This is a genomic window from Bacillus cereus group sp. BceL220, from assembly GCF_051776965.1.
In the GTDB taxonomy this organism is placed as follows: Bacteria; Bacillota; Bacilli; order Bacillales; family Bacillaceae_G; genus Bacillus_A; species Bacillus_A cereus.
The window spans coordinates 88,534-105,498 of the sequence record NZ_JBPWBC010000002.1 but is presented as its reverse complement, the minus strand read 5'-3'; the positions used below and the strand labels follow the sequence as shown (position 1 = coordinate 105,498).

Sequence of the window (16,965 nt, the reverse complement as noted above, 5' to 3'; positions counted from 1 at the left end):
TTTATGAAATACACCCGATAAATAGAACGAGTTAGAATTACTACTGAAAATTTGGTTTACTATATACATATACACTTAGCAAAGGAGATAGTACAATGCAGGCACCTCCTTCTTTTTATGAAGGCGATACGTTAGAAGTCGCAAAAAAATTACTCGGGCAAAAACTTGTTCATATTGTAGACGGAATAAAGCGAAGCGGAATCATTGTAGAAGTAGAAGCATATAAAGGCCCAGATGATAAGGCCGCACATAGTTACGGCGGCAGACGGACAGATCGCACAGAAGTTATGTTTGGCGCACCAGGGCATGCTTACGTATATTTAATTTACGGTATGTACCATTGTTTTAACGTTATTACGGCGCCAGTGGGCACCCCGCAAGGTGTTCTCATTCGAGCCCTTGAGCCAGTAGACGGTATTGAAGAAATAAAACTAGCGCGCTACAACAAAACAGACATTACAAAAGCGCAATATAAAAACTTAACAAGCGGTCCTGGCAAACTATGCCGTGCACTCGGAATTACTTTAGAAGAACGAGGCTTATCATTACAAAGTGACACATTACATATTGAACTCGTCCCAAAAGATGAACACATATCATCACAATATAAAATAGCAGCAGGACCTCGTATTAATATCGACTATGCAGAAGAAGCTGTACATTATCCGTGGCGTTTTTATTATGAGGGACATCCGTTTGTTTCAAAGAAATAATCAATATCAACGATTTTTCAAATATATCTATCATAACTTACAATATATCAACGGTTCGACAAGAAATATCGATTTATCGACAAATAATAACATTACGAATAAAAGAAGACTGTTCCAAAATGGAACAGTCTTTCCCTTTTACTCTGCACCTTCCGCAGTTGCAATATTATCCTCTAAGTTTTCTCTTGATAATTCAGCCGCCATAAAATCAGCTGTTTCTGGAAGTGCTAAATGCATATGAGCTTTTTGACAAATTTGGATCGTACAGTTTTCTATAACATAGTCGAAAACATGTCCACCCCCGCTTCTTTCATCATCAATATAATGTAAGTGGAATCCAGCTACACCAATACCTTGCGCATAATCTGGTGTCCAAAATCCAGCAAGCGTACCTTCTGTATTTTCAAATGAAAAGATTGGTTGTGATTTCGTCACTTCAACGAGCGGTGTATACGGTTTTTCTTGTCTTGGAACAGTTCTCGTTCTTACTTCACGGAACGTACCGTCCATTCGAATACCGTAAAATAAGTTTTTACTTGGCATTAATTCATGTAATAATGCTTCAACTTCTTCACGATTCATCGGATGCTCTACCGTATAACTCATTTCTTTTTCAAAAAACGTTACAGTCGCAAATGGTGTTGTTTCTTCTGGTTCTACTTTTTCTGCTGAACCGTCTGAACGTAAATGATAAAATTCATTATCAAATGCAATCATTTCACCATCTAATTGATCAAATGTGCCGATGCCAAAATCACCATGTTTTTTCAAATCTTCAAAGCTAATCACACCATCATATATACCATCTAATAGCGCAAGCATTGTAGATGTTTGATATACTTCATTACTCGTTTTCGTTTTTTTTGCATCAATATCAATTAATTGCGCAACAGTCATCTCAAATCTGCCTCCATTAGTTTAATTGGTTTGGTAATAATTTTTCGCTTAATTTAATGTTGTCACGATAGTCAATTGGAATATCAATAATGACAGGACCATCTGCTGCTAGCGCGGATTTTAACACACCTTCTAATTCATCAGGCGTGTTAACACGAAGACCTAACGCCCCGAAACTTTCCGCATATTTCACAAGATCAACATCGCCAAACTCTGTAGCTGATGTTCTGCCGTATTTCATCATTTGTTGGAATGCAACCATATCATATGTGCCGTCTCTCCAAACAAGATGGACGATTGGAGAATTTAAACGTACCGCCGTTTCTAACTCCATCGCTGAGAATAAGAAACCACCGTCACCTGATACGGAAACTACTTTTTTATCTGGTTCTACTAAAGTAGCTGCGATTGCCCAAGGAAGTGCAACACCTAACGTTTGCATGCCGTTACTAAATAATAATCTACGTGGTTCATAAGAACGGAAACATCTCGCCATCCAAATAGAATGGGAACCGATGTCACATGTAACGGTTGTATCGTCACTAATTAAAGAACGAAGTGTACGAATCACTTGAAGTGGATGCGTAACACCTTCTGAAGGACGATTTGGAACTTCTGCTTGTTCTGATAATTTTGCGCGTAATCGTTCTAATACCGCTTCTGATTTCGTACTTAATACAAGTTTCGGTAATTTCTCCGCGATGCTATTTACCGTTAAGGCAATATCACCAATTAATTCACGCTCTGGTTGGTAATCATGGTCGATATCTGCTTGATGGTCGTCAAGATGAATAATCGTTCTGTCGCCAAGTTTATTCCAGAACTTTGGATCATACTCGATTGGATCATAACCGATAGAAATAACAAGGTCTGCTTCTTCTAGTAAAATATCACCTGGTTGGTTACGGAATAATCCAACGCGGCCGAAGAAATGATCTTCTAACTCACGTGAAATCGCACCAGCTGCTTGATATGTTTCAACGACAGGAAGTTCTGTATCCGCAATTAATTTACGAACAGCTTTCGTCACTTCATTTGTGCTTGCTCTCATACCGAGTAAAATAACTGGTAATTTCGCTGCTTTTATTTTTTCTACTACGTATGTAATATCATTTGTGGGAGCGATTCCAAGCTGTGGCTTAGAAAGCGCACCGATAGACTCTACAGTTGTTTCCGCAGTCATAACGTCTTGCGGAAGACTTACTAAAGTAGCTCCCGGATTTGTGGAAGTCGCACTTCGAAATGCATTACTAAGTGCTTCTGGCACATTATCAGGATGCTCTACTTCTACGCTATATTTTGTGATTGGTTCGAATAGTGCAGCATTATCCATAGATTGATGCGTACGTTTTAATCGATCCGTACGCGGTACTGCACCAGCTAAAGCAACAACGGGATCACTCTCCGCATTCGCAGTAACAAGACCTGTCGCTAAATTTGATGTCCCTGGTCCTGAAGTTACAAGACATACGCCCGGTTTCCCTGTTAATCTACCAATAGCAGCTGCCATAAATGCTGCATTTTGTTCATGACGACAAACGATTAACTCTGGTCCTCTTTCTTGCAATACATCAAATACAGAGTCAATCTTTGCTCCTGGAATACCGAAAACATGTGTAACACCTTGTTTAATTAAACAATCAACAACAAGATCTGCTCCTTTTGTTTTTGTCTTCACGTCGTTTGCTTTTACACCTGTACTCAAAACTAATCATCCGATACGATAAACTTAACTAAATCTATACAATTCAATTAAATTTACAAAAGTTAGTGCTTCATCGTGTTCTCGCAACCCCGAAGGGACGAGGGGTATAACACTCCACACGAGGCAGTATCGTTACCTCCTATTATCAAGCATTTATTTTACCCATCTTGATAAATTTATCGCAGCATTTACATCCCTATCGTGATGGCTATTGCATGAAGCACAACACCATTCACGAATCTTTAAACTCCACTGCCCTTCTGATTGAACTGAATGGTCGTATTTTACGCCGCAACATGAGCAAATCTTGCTTGAAGCGAACCATTTATCAGCTTTTACATACTCAATGCCATACTTCTCACACTTGTATGATAAACATTGAAAGAAGAAGTTTAATTTTTGAACTGAAAATGCTTTCGATAGTTTTTTGTTTTTTAACAGGTTTGAGATAGATAAGTCTTCCACAACAATCCTCATTGGTTTGGTTTTCACCAATTTAGCTGTTGCTTGATGGATATGGTTATTTCGGATATTCGTAATTTTCCTAGATAACCGCAGGTGCTCAGCTTTCGCTTTTTCATATCCGGCAGATTGAATTTTTACACCTTTTTTAAATCTCCTAGACATATCTCTTTGTGCTGACTTTTTCCTTCTCAAAAGCTTTTTAACCTTAGCATCTTTGTTTATATTTCGTTCTTTCGTACCATTAGAAGCTACAAAAAGCTCTTTTAAACCAACATCCACACCAATCGACTCATTGGTTAGTTCTTGGGATTCAAAATCTTCTTGGAACCCTACACTCATCCACCAGTGACGACCATCAAAGGTAACTCTTGGATTGGATGGTTTTTTATTTCTTGGTAGTTGTTGGCTTGTTTTCACTTTTCCAATAGACTGAATATGAACGACTTTCTTTCCTATAATCAGTCTTTCATAATTGGCATAAAATCCTTGCATTAAATCTTTTTTGGATTTATAAGAAGTGTGATAACCATTTTTGTACTTTTTGAACGAATTTTTTCTCGCCGTATCAAAATCTTTTGAAGCCTGTTTGGGAACTTGTGCGTTGATGTCATTTAACCACTCATATCTCTTTCGCTTCTTGATCTTTGTAAATCGTTTCTGTAAAGCTAACTGTGAAACAAATTTTCCAAATAGCTTATAATACCTATCACTCATTCTTTTACAATAGTTATAAGCGAATCTTGCAGCACCAGCATGGTTTCTAAGCACTTTTTCTTGTTCAGGCGTTGGAATTAGTCTGACTTTCTTCGCCAATATCATCAGAATGTAACTCCTTTAATGAAAGATTTGTTCTTCTGAATAGTAGCGTGTTCCACCAGCATTCTCGTAAGACTACTCGGATGCAAACCTGTTAATTCTGATACTTGACTAACTCGTGAAAATTTCATTATTATTCTTACCTCATTGAACCCACAATAGCACATGCGTTCGATAGATTCAATGAGGTTTGATAGATTTGATTAAATTTATCTCGTTCAACTAAGGGCGCAATTCCTTAGCCAGTTCTCTTATGAACTTCTCATATTTTCACATGAGCGCAGACTATATGTTTATCTCTTTAGAGATAGAGGATTTTTCCACCACCATAGGCTTGTGATGTACTCTCGTCAGTTATACGAGATAGTCGTTGAACGTTCATCTTATCCATTTTGACTTAGATGATTCGAGGCGGAAGACCCATTGTTCTAATGTTTAGGATTTAACCTTGCATCATCTGATTGATTTTTTCTGCTTTCGCGACATTCACGCTCGCTATTTCTAGCCACGTTGTAGTTCAATCAGCTTTAGGGATTGCCCGCAGTTAACCCTCACTACTAGCCAATTACTTGACTAGCAGGGCTTACTGATATATTTAATTAACTTTCGTTATAATTGGTTAAATAAATCGTAACAGTTAGTTACCCTTTGTTTCATAATGTGTGTAATAAAGATTTTAATTTCACCTAGTTAATTAAGCTGGTGAAGTATCTTTATCATTATATTACAAATGCATTATTTTTCCAACAATATGAATTTGACATTATTTTGACAAGTTTTAAAGAATGCGCTTACAACCTTTTGTTTATCTTAAAATAACATTTTTATATCTCTTCTAAAAATGTACAAAAACACTTCTTTCTATGCATATTATTAACAACCTGACAGTACCTTGCAAAGAACAATAGTAAGTGATATATTTGTAAATAATGGAATGCCCATTATTTGGAATGTTATTCACAATTAGTATATCTCCTTTCAAAAAGTAGATATAGATTGAGTGTGCTGTTTAGAAAAAAGATAGGATTTTCAGCCATAATTCATCATTTTATAAAGGAAAGTGATTGTTATGAACAAAAATGAATTTTTAGAGCAACTTAGTTCTTCCCTACGGAATATGCCTAATTTAGAAAAAGAGGATATTATCTCGGAGTACGAAAATCATTTTATTAGTGGTAAACAAGATGGAATATCTGAAGAGGAAATTTCTAAAAAGCTAGGAAACCCTAAAACTATCGCTAAAGAACTTAATATTTCATATGTAATAAGTAACGCTGACAATAGGCGCAGCCTAAAAAATATTATGACAGCACTGTTTTCTGTTATGAGCTTAAGTGTTTTAAACTTTATATGTATCATTATCGCCTTTTTCCTATTACTCTTTCTATTACCGCTTCTTCTAGCACTTATAATTGCCACTCCGTTATTAATTATTTCACCTATCTTATTAATAGGATTAGGATTCTTTAAAGGGTTTCATCAAATCAGTTATTCCGATGTTTACAATGTATTCATAGCCTTTTGCATCGGCTTACTAATATCCGTCATATCTTATCAAATGATAAAACATATATACTCACTTTTAGTTAAGTATTTAAAATGGAATTTAGCTATTTTACAAAGATACTAATGAATGTAAAAGGAGATTAATATGAAAAAGTATATTTTATACCTACTCACGTTACTTACAATTTTATTTCTATCAGCTTGTTCAAACAGTGTACAGCCTAAAGAAAAAAATGATGTACAATCTATCAAAGATGTTGCTATTAAAGTTCCAGAAAATATATTTAGTTCCTCAAAGAAAAACGAAACTATTAGTGAAGACGAAATGAAACAAAATATAAAAAGTTATTTAAATTATAGCGGAGAGTTAGACGAAAATATCGTTCCACTTTCGTCAGCCATGTCTGACGAGAAGGTTACTGAGTCCGACCGGAATAAATTACAAAAACTAATAGATTTAGCTCAACAAAACGATGCGAACTTCCATCATTTTATTAGTAACAATACGATTCCTGCTGATTACAAACAGCCTTCGAAGGAAATTCATAATTATATTTCAGCATCTACAGCACTTTCAGTAGAATTAGATCAGGAAATAGAAAAATTCGCTCAAGATGGTAACTTATTCAAAACTGATTTCTCTTTTACAAAGCGCTTTGAGAAAGTTAATGGTAGGAAGCAAAAAGAAATTGAAGAGTTTTTGAAGGAAAAGAACATTAAAACTGAGTATTTCAGTAAGTGATAATACATGTTAGATCATACATTCCTCTTTAAAATAGTCACCAACATATGGAGATTTTAAAGAAGCTTTATTATGGGTAAGGATGCACTTCATCCGTTTCCCATAAAAAAAGGCCTCCTTAAAGGAGGCCCAAGCAAAAACAACAAACGCAAAATAACAACAAATAATGGACGATAAAATCACTATATTGACAAAGTATAGGATTTTTATCAATTGGAGTAACTCAACCCTAAATTACTCTTTTAACAATGCAATACTAATAACTTATTACAGCAATTTTTTACCGTGTCTTAAAATAATTGACTGTCTTTCAAATAATTCTATTTATATTGATTGTTATTAATTAGTATATACTTGAATACGACTATACATCCTAATAAAAGGCAATATATTAAGCTGTTAGTCCTCGCGAGTTTATTTTGCCTTTAATGTAACTATACTATATTCTTCCATTTATATCACCGAACATTCCTCTCGTATTCACGCATTTTTCTTGCGTGAATACCGCAACTTAATAAAGAGCTACATTAAAAATTTATAGTTGGAATAAACCATAGTTCTTTCGCCTTTTGTACTGCTTCCATTCTTGATGAAACTTGTAACTTATGAAATATGTCGGTCAATTTATATTCTACCGATCTTTGACTTAAGTTTAATATTTCGGCAAGCTCTCTATTTGTTTTTCCTTTACCAACTTCAACTAGAATCATCTTCTCTTCATCATTTAAAGAAATTATATTTTTCATTTCGCCTTCTACATTTATATTAGATGCATTTTCTACTATCCTTAACTGTCTTACAAGTTGATGAGAAAGAACTACTTCTTTTTTCACTGCATGGCGGATTGCGTTTACCACTTCTTTCTCAGAAGAAGTTTTACTTAATACACCAAGTACTCCGTTATCTATTAATAAATTATAATGTGCAAGCACATCAAATCCTGTAAAAATAAGAATAGCTGCTTCTGGTTGCACACTAAGTATATATTTAGAAAGCTCTAAACCATTTATTTTTGGCATTTGTAAATCTATTAAATATACATCATACTGTTTATTATGCATAACTTCTCTTATTTCTTCACTATCATGGAAAACATCAGCCTCTATATCATCATATCTTTCAATTAATGCTTTAGTCCCTAGGCCAACTGCAACGTGATCATCTACAACAAGAACAGAAATCATTTTTTCATCCCTTCCACATCTAAAGATTGAATCAATTAATCAATTTTCATACTAACTTTAATCTTTAATCCATTATTCACCTTTGAATCTATTGACATTTCTCCACCTAAACTATGAATTCTAGCTACAATCCCGGATAAACCTAAACTACTATAAGAATGATTTAACTCGTCTAAATCTATCCCCATTCCTATCCCATCATCATCATAAGTTAAATTCAAATATCCATTTTGCTCATATAATCGAATAGTAACTTTAGAAGCTTTTGAATGCTTTAGTGCATTATTTAATAACTCCTGAATAATTCTATAAATTGCTTGTTCATATTCTACATTAGGTAGAATAATATTATCTTGAATTTCATAATAGAAGAAAAATGTAGCTTTAAGATTTACTTGTTTAAATAAATCTAATAATGCTTTTTTCAAACCTAATTCATATAGAAATGGAGGACGTAAGTTATTACATGTTTCACGAATGACATAAATATGATCTAAGACATCTTCATATACTTCGTTAATTATTTTTTTCATATCGACATCTGGAATATCTTTATGATATTCCTCTAATTTCCTAGACAAGCGTATTTGGTCTTGTAATACACCATCATGAATATCACTCGCCAAATTTGTCCGCTCTTTTTCAGACAAATTAAATAGTAACTTTGAAAGCCAAATTGGAGGCTGTTTCGGTTCATTTATCGTTTGCAACTGATTCACTAATTCTTCCACTTGATATGAGCATTCTAATAATAAATCAGCATAACTACACAATGTCTCTAACCATCCAATTTCTTGAATGTTCAAACCTCTCCTATTATTAGATTTACATAACAATATAATCATTGTTTTTGCTGAAATGGACAAAACAAACACAAAATGATCTTTTAATTGTATAATGGAACCAACAGTATATGTCTCTAACTGATATCCATTCAATTGCTTTAGCACATCTTCAGAAACATATCCATCCCCAATAATTTGGAGCGAATTATCCCCTTTACTCACTTCAATACAGCATATTTCTTCTATTCTTAATACATCATTGATTTCTCTCTTTATGCTAACAATTAAGTTTGAAAACTTATATTCATTTTTTGCCTGATGTAAAAATCTATGTAAACTAAACTGATAATTTTTCTGAGAATGATATAATTTTTTCCTTAATTTAAAATCCAAATAATCCTTTATAAAGCAAGAAAGCATTAACGAAACAAACAAAATACCAGCAAATCGAATAACATCTAATATGTTATCGCTAGTATTGTGGAAAATTAAAATCCCTAGTATAACGATGAAACCCGTTAGACATATCGACAGTAAAGCATAATATTGAACTCTATGAATAACAAAATTATAATCAAATATTTTCCCTTCAATAATCATATAAAAAATACAAATTGGAACCAATAAAAAAAAGATCGCTGTCGTCTCGACACTTATTATTTCTTTGTAATTTATCAAATTAGGAATTAAAAATAAGAATATAAATGGCATGGCTGATATGATTGTGCTCATAATAATAACTCTTATAAACTTAAAATAATAACTTTTTCTACTTTTAAAATAAAATCTAAACAATACATATACTGTTAATAAAAACAAAACAGAACTTAACAATATAATATAACTCGTCGATAAATCATTATATTTTAAATAAATAAAAATGGTTAAACAAACTAAAATAAACGCTATTATATTTATGTAGATTAATTTTGTTTTTGTTATAAACCTTATCTTCAAGTTTTTCGTAAACATGTCCATAAATTTTATAAAAAAGACAACTGAGTACGTTAAAGAAATAGCAACTACAATATACGCTATTGAATCTTTTCGTAACCCCGCCATAATACTAATGTAACTCATTCCTAAACAATGCAGAAAATAGATTAAATCTTTCGTTCCTGCATTCAAGTATGGAGCACGTATTAAAATATATGTAGCCACAAAAAAACACGTTAGATAAAACACAGTTGGTAAAAAAAGATGATAAACCAATTGCTTATCGTACGGATTATACTCTACTTTATATTCTTCTATTGTTCCCCCTTTCTTCATTGTAATTTTCTTTACCCTTTCAGTAGCACCATATAATGAAATATTAGAGTTATCATCAGGGAGAATCCCATCTATTTTTTCAATAATATCCCCGACTGCTAGATCTTGTTCTGCTGCCCAGCTATTTTTCACAATATTATTAATCACCAAATGATTTTCTTGATGCTCTATCTCAATCCCTACCCTAGGATATAACATAATTTCGATTGCAAAATAACTAAATAAACTAAGCGATAGTAACGTTACAATCAATTGATATTCATACTTAAATACTCGAATCACTTTTGTACAAAACTCCTTTTTAACTACAGCAATAACTCCATTTTCTACATTTTGTCATCATAAATTAAAGCATACACATTTCATTTAACGGTTATAAGCACAAAAATATAGTTATCCTCTAATATAGAATAACTTTCACATTATCATTCACATTTGTTAGATAGAATTCATCATTCATTTTATAAATCTCTACTTTGTTAGTTGTAATACTAATAGTATTTATCCTAATTTCCGACTCATTTATAAGTAAAATTCCTACTAGCTCAGAATTTTGATAAAAAATCACTTTCCATCATCACATGTACCAACTTTTTTAATGATATTTCATATTTAAAGTGATTTAACTCGATACAATGCCTCACAGTTCACCTTCCTCCTTGTCCTAATATGTAATTTTAAAGAAAAACCTTAGTTAATACTAATGAAAGTTTATTCATATTTCATCAAAAATTGATTACGCTTTACCGAACATGAATTATTCGGATATATAATATAAAACGTACAGTTCCCCTTATTCCAAATATAAGCCTTTTTCTACAACAAAAAAGACGCTCCTAAACTAGGGGCGTCTTCCACTATTACGCTTGTTGTTGCGCGCTATATAATTCTTCAAGTGGCTTCATGATAATTTTGTTAACGTCACCGATTACAACGTTTAGGCGTTGCTCAGTTTCCATTAATTTTGTAATTTTAGCATCTTGTTGAATGCGAGCTACAACTTCTTGTGCTTGTTGGTTGTCTTCTTCAGTGATTTCTTGGCCTTGCATCATTTTTTGTTGTAGGCTAAGTTGCATTGTACGGAACTCATCGAATAAGTTCTTTGAAGCTGTGTCAGCTTGAACTGCTGCGTAGCTCTCTTTTAAAGTTTTGAAGTCTTCGTTTTCAGCGATTGCTTTTTGTAATTCATATGCAACATCATGAATGTTCTTTGTCATTTTATTTTTCCTCCTTTAGAAGGCTAGCGCTTTTCACTCGCACTGCCTTTTCAGTGCATTTACATACGCACCTCTTCTTACCATATCAAACTATGCAAGAGATGTGAAGAAATTTCACTTTTATTTCTATGTACTCACCTTATTATCTAAGAAACAATAGTAACAATCCTTGTACGAGTCCGATCATTCCACCTAATAATGCTCCTAAATACGTAATCATTTTCAATTCGTTTTTCGTAATAGACAGAACTAAGTCTTCTAATCTTTCTGTTGAAAATGTAGACACTTCTTGCTGGACAATTTCCGCAAGGTGTAGATTATTTAGTATACTCTCTACGTTTTCTGTTCCCCACTTCAAGCCTTTCTTTACTGCACTTGGAACCACTTTTTCAATAATTGTTTCTCGAACCGGCTCACATACTTGCTGAACAGATTGATTTAAAAACTTACTCACTGTTTCCTCTACTTTAACTGCTGACAGCACGGCGCTTACAATCATTTCTTTCTCTACAAATGCTTCTAATTCTTTTACATCTCTTCCTTTTAACTTTTCCCACTCTTTTTGCAGTACGTCAGTTAAAAGCTGCTTTGTACCATCTTGACCTAAAAACTTAATAACTTCTGGCTGCACACGATCCACTACACTTACATTTCCTAAAAACATTCCGACTAAGTTAAGTAGCGTTCCGCGAGAAGCAAAGAAATCATCAATCATTTTTGAAAGACGTGCTTTACCTTCTTCACTTTCAAAAAAGCTAATTCCTCGCTCTAAAATAAACGCCGAGACATTCGGAATCGCATTCTCTACTTTTTCATTTACAGAATGAGGTAAAGCCTGTTCCCATGTATATGTATAATACTCTGCTAAAAATGCATGAATTTTTTCTGTAATAACATGTTCGATTTTTCGAGTCGCTTCTTCTTCTACATGCGCTACATTCCATTTTTCTAACATATGTCGCAGTGATTGTTCATTCGTAATTACTTTATCCACTTCCACTTGCGCCCAGTGAATTAAACCTTTTTGAAACTCTTCATTTGTTAGCTTTTTTCCAATTCCTTCTGGTGTTAACAAATGTTCTACAACCATATTTCCTAATTGAACAGCAAGTTCATCACGACGCTTCGGAATTAACCCTGGTGTAAATGGAACTTGAAACTTTCCGATATAAATAGGACGATGAGGACGAAATAACATTTTTATCGCTAAATGATTCGTATATCCCCCAATAATTGCTCCGAGTCCTGTCGTCGTTAACATATTTAACCATATATTCATTACAATCAACCTTTCACTTCTCCAAAACTATAGCATATCATCATACGGACAAAAGTATAATGGTATAAAAACGTATTTGCAATATATAGCTTCGCCTATTATGCAAATAGTAGTAAAGGAGTGATTTCGTTGGTTCTCGGTCTTTTAGCTTCTAAATTTCATTACGAACAAACGTATTACACCGAAATCGCTAAACGCGCTCGGCTTTATCATAATGTCGTTGCCCAGTTTACGCCATTTTGTATTGATCCTAAAACAGACCTTATTTCTGGTCTTATTTACGATACAGATACAGGAAAATGGAAAGAGCAAACATTCCCTATTCCTTCTTATATATATGATCGTTATTCTTTTCACGAGGAAACAGACTTTGAAAAAGCAAAATCAATTATTCACTCTTTGCACAATCGTCCTTCCACTACCTTTTTAAATAACACACTTATTAATTTAAGTGAACTACATGATTTATTTCTCACTAATAAAAAACTGTCTCCTTATATACCAAAATTTGAAATTGCAACGATACAAAACATTTTCAAACTGTTGTTAAAAACTAAAGATATTATTATACGCCCCACTAATATACATTCTAAGGATAACTTATATCGAATTGCTTACAAAAATAAAACGTTTCATATCGATACAGTAAATGAAAAATACCATACTTCTATTACAATCAAACGGACAGACGAATTTATATCTTGGTGTAAATCTAACATACGTTCATCCCGTTACATAGCGCACACTATGCTACAACCACCAAATCAATTAACATATCCACTCCACATTCGAACCATTTTGCAAAAAAACAAAGAACAAACTTGGACTGTTATCGGTCAATTTATACAAAAAAGCTCATTTCCTAATCAACTTTTACCCTCAGCAACGGACGATGATTCATTGCATTCATTTTCAAAAATTAAATACGTACTATCTAGTACGGGTGTGCAACTATTGCACGACGCTTTACATGACATTATAAATGAAGTATTCCAAACACTAGATCAGTCTTATTCTTCGTTATTTGAACTAGAACTTTCCACAATTATGGATCAAAAAGGTGCAATCTGGCTTATGTATGTCAACACGATCCCTTCTTACGAACAATACATTCGTCATAGTGATTCATTAGCTGAAAAGATATTTCACGGACCACTTAAATTCAGTCGCTTTACACCATAATGAAAGGAGGTAAACCTATTTTGAAAGAACATATATATACATTAAACATTTCAGATGAACATCCAAATAGCATTACTTTACCTTACGTTTTTTCTATTACACCACCTATTACATCCCTCTCCTTCGGTATACGTCACCTTGCAAGTGAAGAGGTGAAAATTCATTATTCCTTTACTCGCGAAATTATTATCGGAAAACATATTGCCGAAAAACTTTTACTACCTCAATCCACTACTATTCATGCATTCACACAAAACCAAACAATTATTTTCGGACCATTAATCGGCATTTTTACAACTGGCTTTAACGATGATTCTTCTAACCCTTTAGGAAATCGTTCAATTGCTCTCAGTGAGTTGTTAACACCACCATTCTCATTACGACCGTTCGTATTCGTCTTTGGCGTTCAACATATAAACTGGGAAGAAGAAACGATTGAAGGATATTTCTTTCAAGAGAAACAATGGATAAAGAAAAAGGTCCCTTTACCAAATGTCATTTACGATCGATTACCGAATCGACAAGCGGAAAATTATAAACCAATCGTCAGAGCAAAAAGAAAGTTAGAACAAGACTACTCCATTCCATGGTTTAACCCAGGTTTTTTCAACAAATGGGAAGTTCATCAACTTCTTATGAAAGACGAATCAATTAGACCCTTATTACCAAACACAGAAGCATTTCAGCATTTTGAACAAGTAGAACGGTTTCTTGGCACGTATAAATCTGTGTACATGAAACCAATACACGGGAGCTTTGGTAGAAATATTCATCAAATATTTTATTCTCAAACAGAGAATTGCTACTACTGTCGTTATCGCGAAAATGAAGAAAATAAACTAAGAAAGTATCAATCATTAGAAACTCTTCTAAACCACGTATTAAAAGGACATGATTTAAAAAAGTTTATCGTACAGCAAGGTATTTCGTTACTTCGCTTCGATGGGCAACCTGTTGATTTCCGCATTCATACAAATAAAAATCATTTCGGTAATTGGATAGTTAGTGCAATCGTCGCCAAAATTGCCGGCAAAGGCAGTTTAACAACGCACGTAAATAGCGGCGGTGATACAAAATTGCTACAAGAGCTTTTTCCAGATTCAACGAAACAAGTTCAAATTGAAAATAAATTAAAACATACTGCCTTACAAATAAGTTACGCGCTCGATGAACAAGTAACCGGAAATATTGGAGAAATCGGTTTTGATATCGGTTTAGACACAAAGGAAAATCCGTGGCTCTTTGAAGCCAACTCTAAACCCGGGCGAACTGTATTCCAAGATAAAAAATTAAAAGAGCAAAGTGAACTGACGCGCCAGTTATTTTACGAATATGCCGTCTACTTAACTGAACATTCTTTACGTGATACAAAAGAAAAAATGTCTCAAATAAAATCAGGGGCTTCATCAAACACCGAACATATCCCTTCTCCTATGATTCACTCACAAATACAAAAACAAAAACTTCCACCTAGATAATAAGGTGGAAGTTTTCTATTTACACAAGTTTCACTACAACCTCAGTTTCCACGTTACATACTCCGCAATAAAAAACATGATTGCAATATTCATTTGAATTATTATGCGTTAAACCATCTACTGCACTTAATAATTCTTGATCCATATAGGCACTATAATCGTCTATGTAATCTACAGACTTCCCATAATCTTGGAGTATACTTTGGCAATTTTGACAAGAATATGTTTGTGATTCTAATGCGTTGCAAAGCGGGCAAATCCCCATCATGATTCCTCCATACGTTATCGTTTAAAACCTCTCTTTTTTAGATTGAAGAGAGCACCTACCCATGCATAGGAGCGGTCACTCACTCCATCCCTACTTAAAAATAGAACTATGAAGTTGCTACCGATTTCATTTCAATAAATCATAAATAAGAAGCTAATGATTAGCCTACAAGTAGCAGGCTACAATGAGAAAATTATATTTAATATCCTCCTTAGTTTGGCCTGTTTTCTTAAAAATACAACGATTACTCTTATTTCATAATTTACGAAATCAATACGTTTTTTTGACAAAATTTACAAATTATTATTTTGTATATCTTTCTAGGTAACATCCATACTATGAGTACAAACTTAATTACCGATGGATTAGCGCCAACCGGGGCGATAATCTGGTTCAACTCCAGCTAGTCCAACCAAAAAAAATTTTTATAACTCTAAGGAGGATATATTCCTATGGCAAACCAAAATTCTTCAAATCAATTAGTAGTACCAGGTGCAACAGCTGCAATCGATCAAATGAAGTACGAAATCGCTCAAGAATTTGGTGTACAATTAGGAGCAGATTCTACGGCTCGCGCTAACGGTTCAGTTGGTGGAGAAATTACAAAACGTCTAGTTGCAATGGCTGAACAAAGCCTTGGCGGATTCCAAAAATAAATATATATGGCAAAAAGGTCTCAGGGCATATACCCTGAGACCTTTCTTAATTTACTGCAACATTTGTAAAAACTTTTTCGTGCGTTCTTCTTTTGGATTTGTAAATACATCTTCTGGTGTACCTTGTTCGACAACGACACCACCATCCATGAAAATAACACGGTTGGCAATTTGATGTGCAAAACGCATTTCGTGCGTTACAATAACCATCGTCATGCCTTCTTTAGCAAGTTCTTTCATAACTTTTAAAACCTCTTGAACGAGTTCAGGATCAAGCGCTGAAGTCGGCTCATCAAATAGTAACACTTCTGGCTCCATCGCAAGCGCACGCGCAATTCCAACGCGCTGTTGTTGTCCACCTGATAATTGGAATGGATATAAATCCACTTTATCTGCTAAACCAACTTTTTCAAGGAAATAGTTTGCTTTTTTCTTTGCTTCTTCTTTCCCTACTTTTTTCACTGTAATGAGCCCTTCCATTACATTCTGAAGTGCTGTTAAATGAGGGAATAAGTTATGGTGCTGGAAGACCATACCTGTTTGTGTACGAAGATTTACAATATCTTTCTTCGATACTTTTTGAGCGAAATTAAGCTCTTTATTACCAATGCTAATATTACCAGCATCCGGTGTTTCTAGTACGTTGAGACAACGCAAGAATGTCGTTTTACCAGATCCAGACGGCCCAATAATAACAACAACCTCGCCCTTCTCAACTGTTAAATCTATATGCTTTAGTACGGTATTATCTCCGAAACTTTTTTGTAAATGTTGAATTGAAATCATAAAAACAAAAACTC

The 16,965-nt window shown here is 34.0% G+C and carries 16 protein-coding genes; 6 read left to right on the top strand and 10 right to left on the bottom strand.

What is annotated here, in order from left to right; all coding sequences use genetic code 11:
* Positions 1–95 precede the first annotated feature (95 nt).
* The gene (locus ACS2FK_RS05415; protein ID WP_063546569.1) at positions 96–713 is read left to right on the top strand and encodes a DNA-3-methyladenine glycosylase; all 618 of its coding nucleotides are present in this window, start codon (positions 96–98) and stop codon (positions 711–713) included.
* A 138-nt stretch (positions 714–851) separates the two neighbouring features.
* Here ACS2FK_RS05415 and alsD read toward each other — a convergent pair whose 3' ends face one another.
* From alsD to ACS2FK_RS05395, 4 genes are all read right to left on the bottom strand, one after another.
* Positions 852–1,610: an alpha-acetolactate decarboxylase gene (alsD, locus tag ACS2FK_RS05410; RefSeq protein ID WP_000215018.1), complete on the bottom strand. Its 759-nt coding sequence runs from the start codon at positions 1,608–1,610 to the stop codon at positions 852–854.
* Between the two features lie 16 nt (positions 1,611–1,626).
* On the bottom strand, positions 1,627–3,315 hold the full coding sequence (gene alsS, locus ACS2FK_RS05405) for an acetolactate synthase AlsS (protein ID WP_063546567.1): 1,689 nt from the start codon (positions 3,313–3,315) through the stop codon (positions 1,627–1,629).
* Between the two features lie 153 nt (positions 3,316–3,468).
* On the bottom strand, positions 3,469–4,599 hold the full coding sequence (locus ACS2FK_RS05400; protein WP_063546565.1) for an RNA-guided endonuclease InsQ/TnpB family protein: 1,131 nt from the start codon (positions 4,597–4,599) through the stop codon (positions 3,469–3,471).
* Complete coding sequence (locus ACS2FK_RS05395) at positions 4,599–4,727, bottom strand: hypothetical protein (protein ID WP_000672787.1); 129 nt, start codon at positions 4,725–4,727, stop codon at positions 4,599–4,601. The genes ACS2FK_RS05400 and ACS2FK_RS05395 overlap by 1 nt, the downstream gene beginning before the upstream one ends.
* A gap of 938 nt (positions 4,728–5,665) precedes the next feature.
* On the opposite strand from ACS2FK_RS05395, the gene ACS2FK_RS05390 reads away from it, so the two are divergent.
* Both ACS2FK_RS05390 and ACS2FK_RS05385 read left to right on the top strand, forming a co-directional pair.
* Positions 5,666–6,226: an HAAS signaling domain-containing protein gene (locus tag ACS2FK_RS05390; RefSeq protein ID WP_063546563.1), complete on the top strand. Its 561-nt coding sequence runs from the start codon at positions 5,666–5,668 to the stop codon at positions 6,224–6,226.
* Between the two features lie 21 nt (positions 6,227–6,247).
* Positions 6,248–6,844 (top strand): NDxxF motif lipoprotein, encoded by a 597-nt coding sequence (locus tag ACS2FK_RS05385; RefSeq protein WP_063546561.1) that lies wholly within the window; start codon positions 6,248–6,250, stop codon positions 6,842–6,844.
* A 527-nt stretch (positions 6,845–7,371) separates the two neighbouring features.
* Here ACS2FK_RS05385 and ACS2FK_RS05380 read toward each other — a convergent pair.
* The 4 genes from ACS2FK_RS05380 to ACS2FK_RS05365 all read right to left on the bottom strand — a co-directional run bounded on the left by ACS2FK_RS05380 (position 7,372) and on the right by ACS2FK_RS05365 (position 12,581).
* Positions 7,372–8,028: a response regulator transcription factor gene (locus tag ACS2FK_RS05380; protein WP_000626498.1), complete on the bottom strand. Its 657-nt coding sequence runs from the start codon at positions 8,026–8,028 to the stop codon at positions 7,372–7,374.
* 35 nt (positions 8,029–8,063) lie between these two features.
* On the bottom strand, positions 8,064–10,367 hold the full coding sequence (locus ACS2FK_RS05375) for an ATP-binding protein (protein WP_063546559.1): 2,304 nt from the start codon (positions 10,365–10,367) through the stop codon (positions 8,064–8,066).
* Between the two features lie 578 nt (positions 10,368–10,945).
* A complete protein-coding gene (locus ACS2FK_RS05370) occupies positions 10,946–11,302 on the bottom strand; it encodes a YlbF/YmcA family competence regulator (RefSeq protein WP_000164614.1) in 357 nt (118 codons plus the stop codon).
* A 142-nt stretch (positions 11,303–11,444) separates the two neighbouring features.
* Complete coding sequence (locus tag ACS2FK_RS05365) at positions 11,445–12,581, bottom strand: DUF445 domain-containing protein (RefSeq protein WP_063549258.1); 1,137 nt, start codon at positions 12,579–12,581, stop codon at positions 11,445–11,447.
* 129 nt (positions 12,582–12,710) lie between these two features.
* Between ACS2FK_RS05365 and ACS2FK_RS05360 the strand changes: the two genes are divergently transcribed.
* Together ACS2FK_RS05360 and ACS2FK_RS05355 are read left to right on the top strand one after the other, a co-directional pair.
* Positions 12,711–13,763 carry a YheC/YheD family endospore coat-associated protein gene (locus ACS2FK_RS05360; RefSeq protein WP_063546557.1) on the top strand — a complete coding sequence of 351 codons (1,053 nt, stop codon included), beginning with the start codon at positions 12,711–12,713 and terminating at the stop codon, positions 13,761–13,763.
* Positions 13,764–13,783: 20 nt separating this feature from the next.
* A complete protein-coding gene (locus ACS2FK_RS05355) occupies positions 13,784–15,241 on the top strand; it encodes a YheC/YheD family endospore coat-associated protein (RefSeq protein WP_000658108.1) in 1,458 nt (485 codons plus the stop codon).
* Between the two features lie 19 nt (positions 15,242–15,260).
* Here ACS2FK_RS05355 and ACS2FK_RS05350 read toward each other — a convergent pair whose 3' ends face one another.
* On the bottom strand, positions 15,261–15,506 hold the full coding sequence (locus tag ACS2FK_RS05350) for a hypothetical protein (RefSeq protein ID WP_000510477.1): 246 nt from the start codon (positions 15,504–15,506) through the stop codon (positions 15,261–15,263).
* 455 nt (positions 15,507–15,961) lie between these two features.
* Here ACS2FK_RS05350 and sasP point away from each other — a divergent pair, with 455 nt between their 5' ends.
* A complete protein-coding gene (sasP, locus tag ACS2FK_RS05345) occupies positions 15,962–16,165 on the top strand; it encodes a small acid-soluble spore protein, SasP family (RefSeq protein WP_000013339.1) in 204 nt (67 codons plus the stop codon).
* 51 nt (positions 16,166–16,216) lie between these two features.
* On the opposite strand, the gene ACS2FK_RS05340 is transcribed toward sasP, so the two are convergent.
* Positions 16,217–16,951, bottom strand: a complete 735-nt coding sequence (locus tag ACS2FK_RS05340; RefSeq protein ID WP_000623598.1) for an amino acid ABC transporter ATP-binding protein — start codon at positions 16,949–16,951, stop codon at positions 16,217–16,219.
* Between the last annotated feature and the right edge of the window lie 14 nt (positions 16,952–16,965).

What these genes read in the sequence shown, in the direction of transcription:
- ACS2FK_RS05415 (WP_063546569.1), top strand. Translation starts at nt 96, where the DNA reads ATGCAGGCACCTCCTTCTTTTTATGAAGGCGATACGTTAGAAGTCGCA.
- alsD (WP_000215018.1), bottom strand. Translation starts at nt 1,610, where the DNA reads ATGACTGTTGCGCAATTAATTGATATTGATGCAAAAAAAACGAAAACG.
- ACS2FK_RS05400 (WP_063546565.1), bottom strand. Translation starts at nt 4,599, where the DNA reads ATGATATTGGCGAAGAAAGTCAGACTAATTCCAACGCCTGAACAAGAA.
- ACS2FK_RS05395 (WP_000672787.1), bottom strand. Translation starts at nt 4,727, where the DNA reads ATGAAATTTTCACGAGTTAGTCAAGTATCAGAATTAACAGGTTTGCAT.
- ACS2FK_RS05390 (WP_063546563.1), top strand. Translation starts at nt 5,666, where the DNA reads ATGAACAAAAATGAATTTTTAGAGCAACTTAGTTCTTCCCTACGGAAT.
- ACS2FK_RS05385 (WP_063546561.1), top strand. Translation starts at nt 6,248, where the DNA reads ATGAAAAAGTATATTTTATACCTACTCACGTTACTTACAATTTTATTT.
- ACS2FK_RS05380 (WP_000626498.1), bottom strand. Translation starts at nt 8,028, where the DNA reads ATGATTTCTGTTCTTGTTGTAGATGATCACGTTGCAGTTGGCCTAGGG.
- ACS2FK_RS05370 (WP_000164614.1), bottom strand. Translation starts at nt 11,302, where the DNA reads ATGACAAAGAACATTCATGATGTTGCATATGAATTACAAAAAGCAATC.
- ACS2FK_RS05365 (WP_063549258.1), bottom strand. Translation starts at nt 12,581, where the DNA reads ATGAATATATGGTTAAATATGTTAACGACGACAGGACTCGGAGCAATT.
- ACS2FK_RS05350 (WP_000510477.1), bottom strand. Translation starts at nt 15,506, where the DNA reads ATGGGGATTTGCCCGCTTTGCAACGCATTAGAATCACAAACATATTCT.
- sasP (WP_000013339.1), top strand. Translation starts at nt 15,962, where the DNA reads ATGGCAAACCAAAATTCTTCAAATCAATTAGTAGTACCAGGTGCAACA.
- ACS2FK_RS05340 (WP_000623598.1), bottom strand. Translation starts at nt 16,951, where the DNA reads ATGATTTCAATTCAACATTTACAAAAAAGTTTCGGAGATAATACCGTA.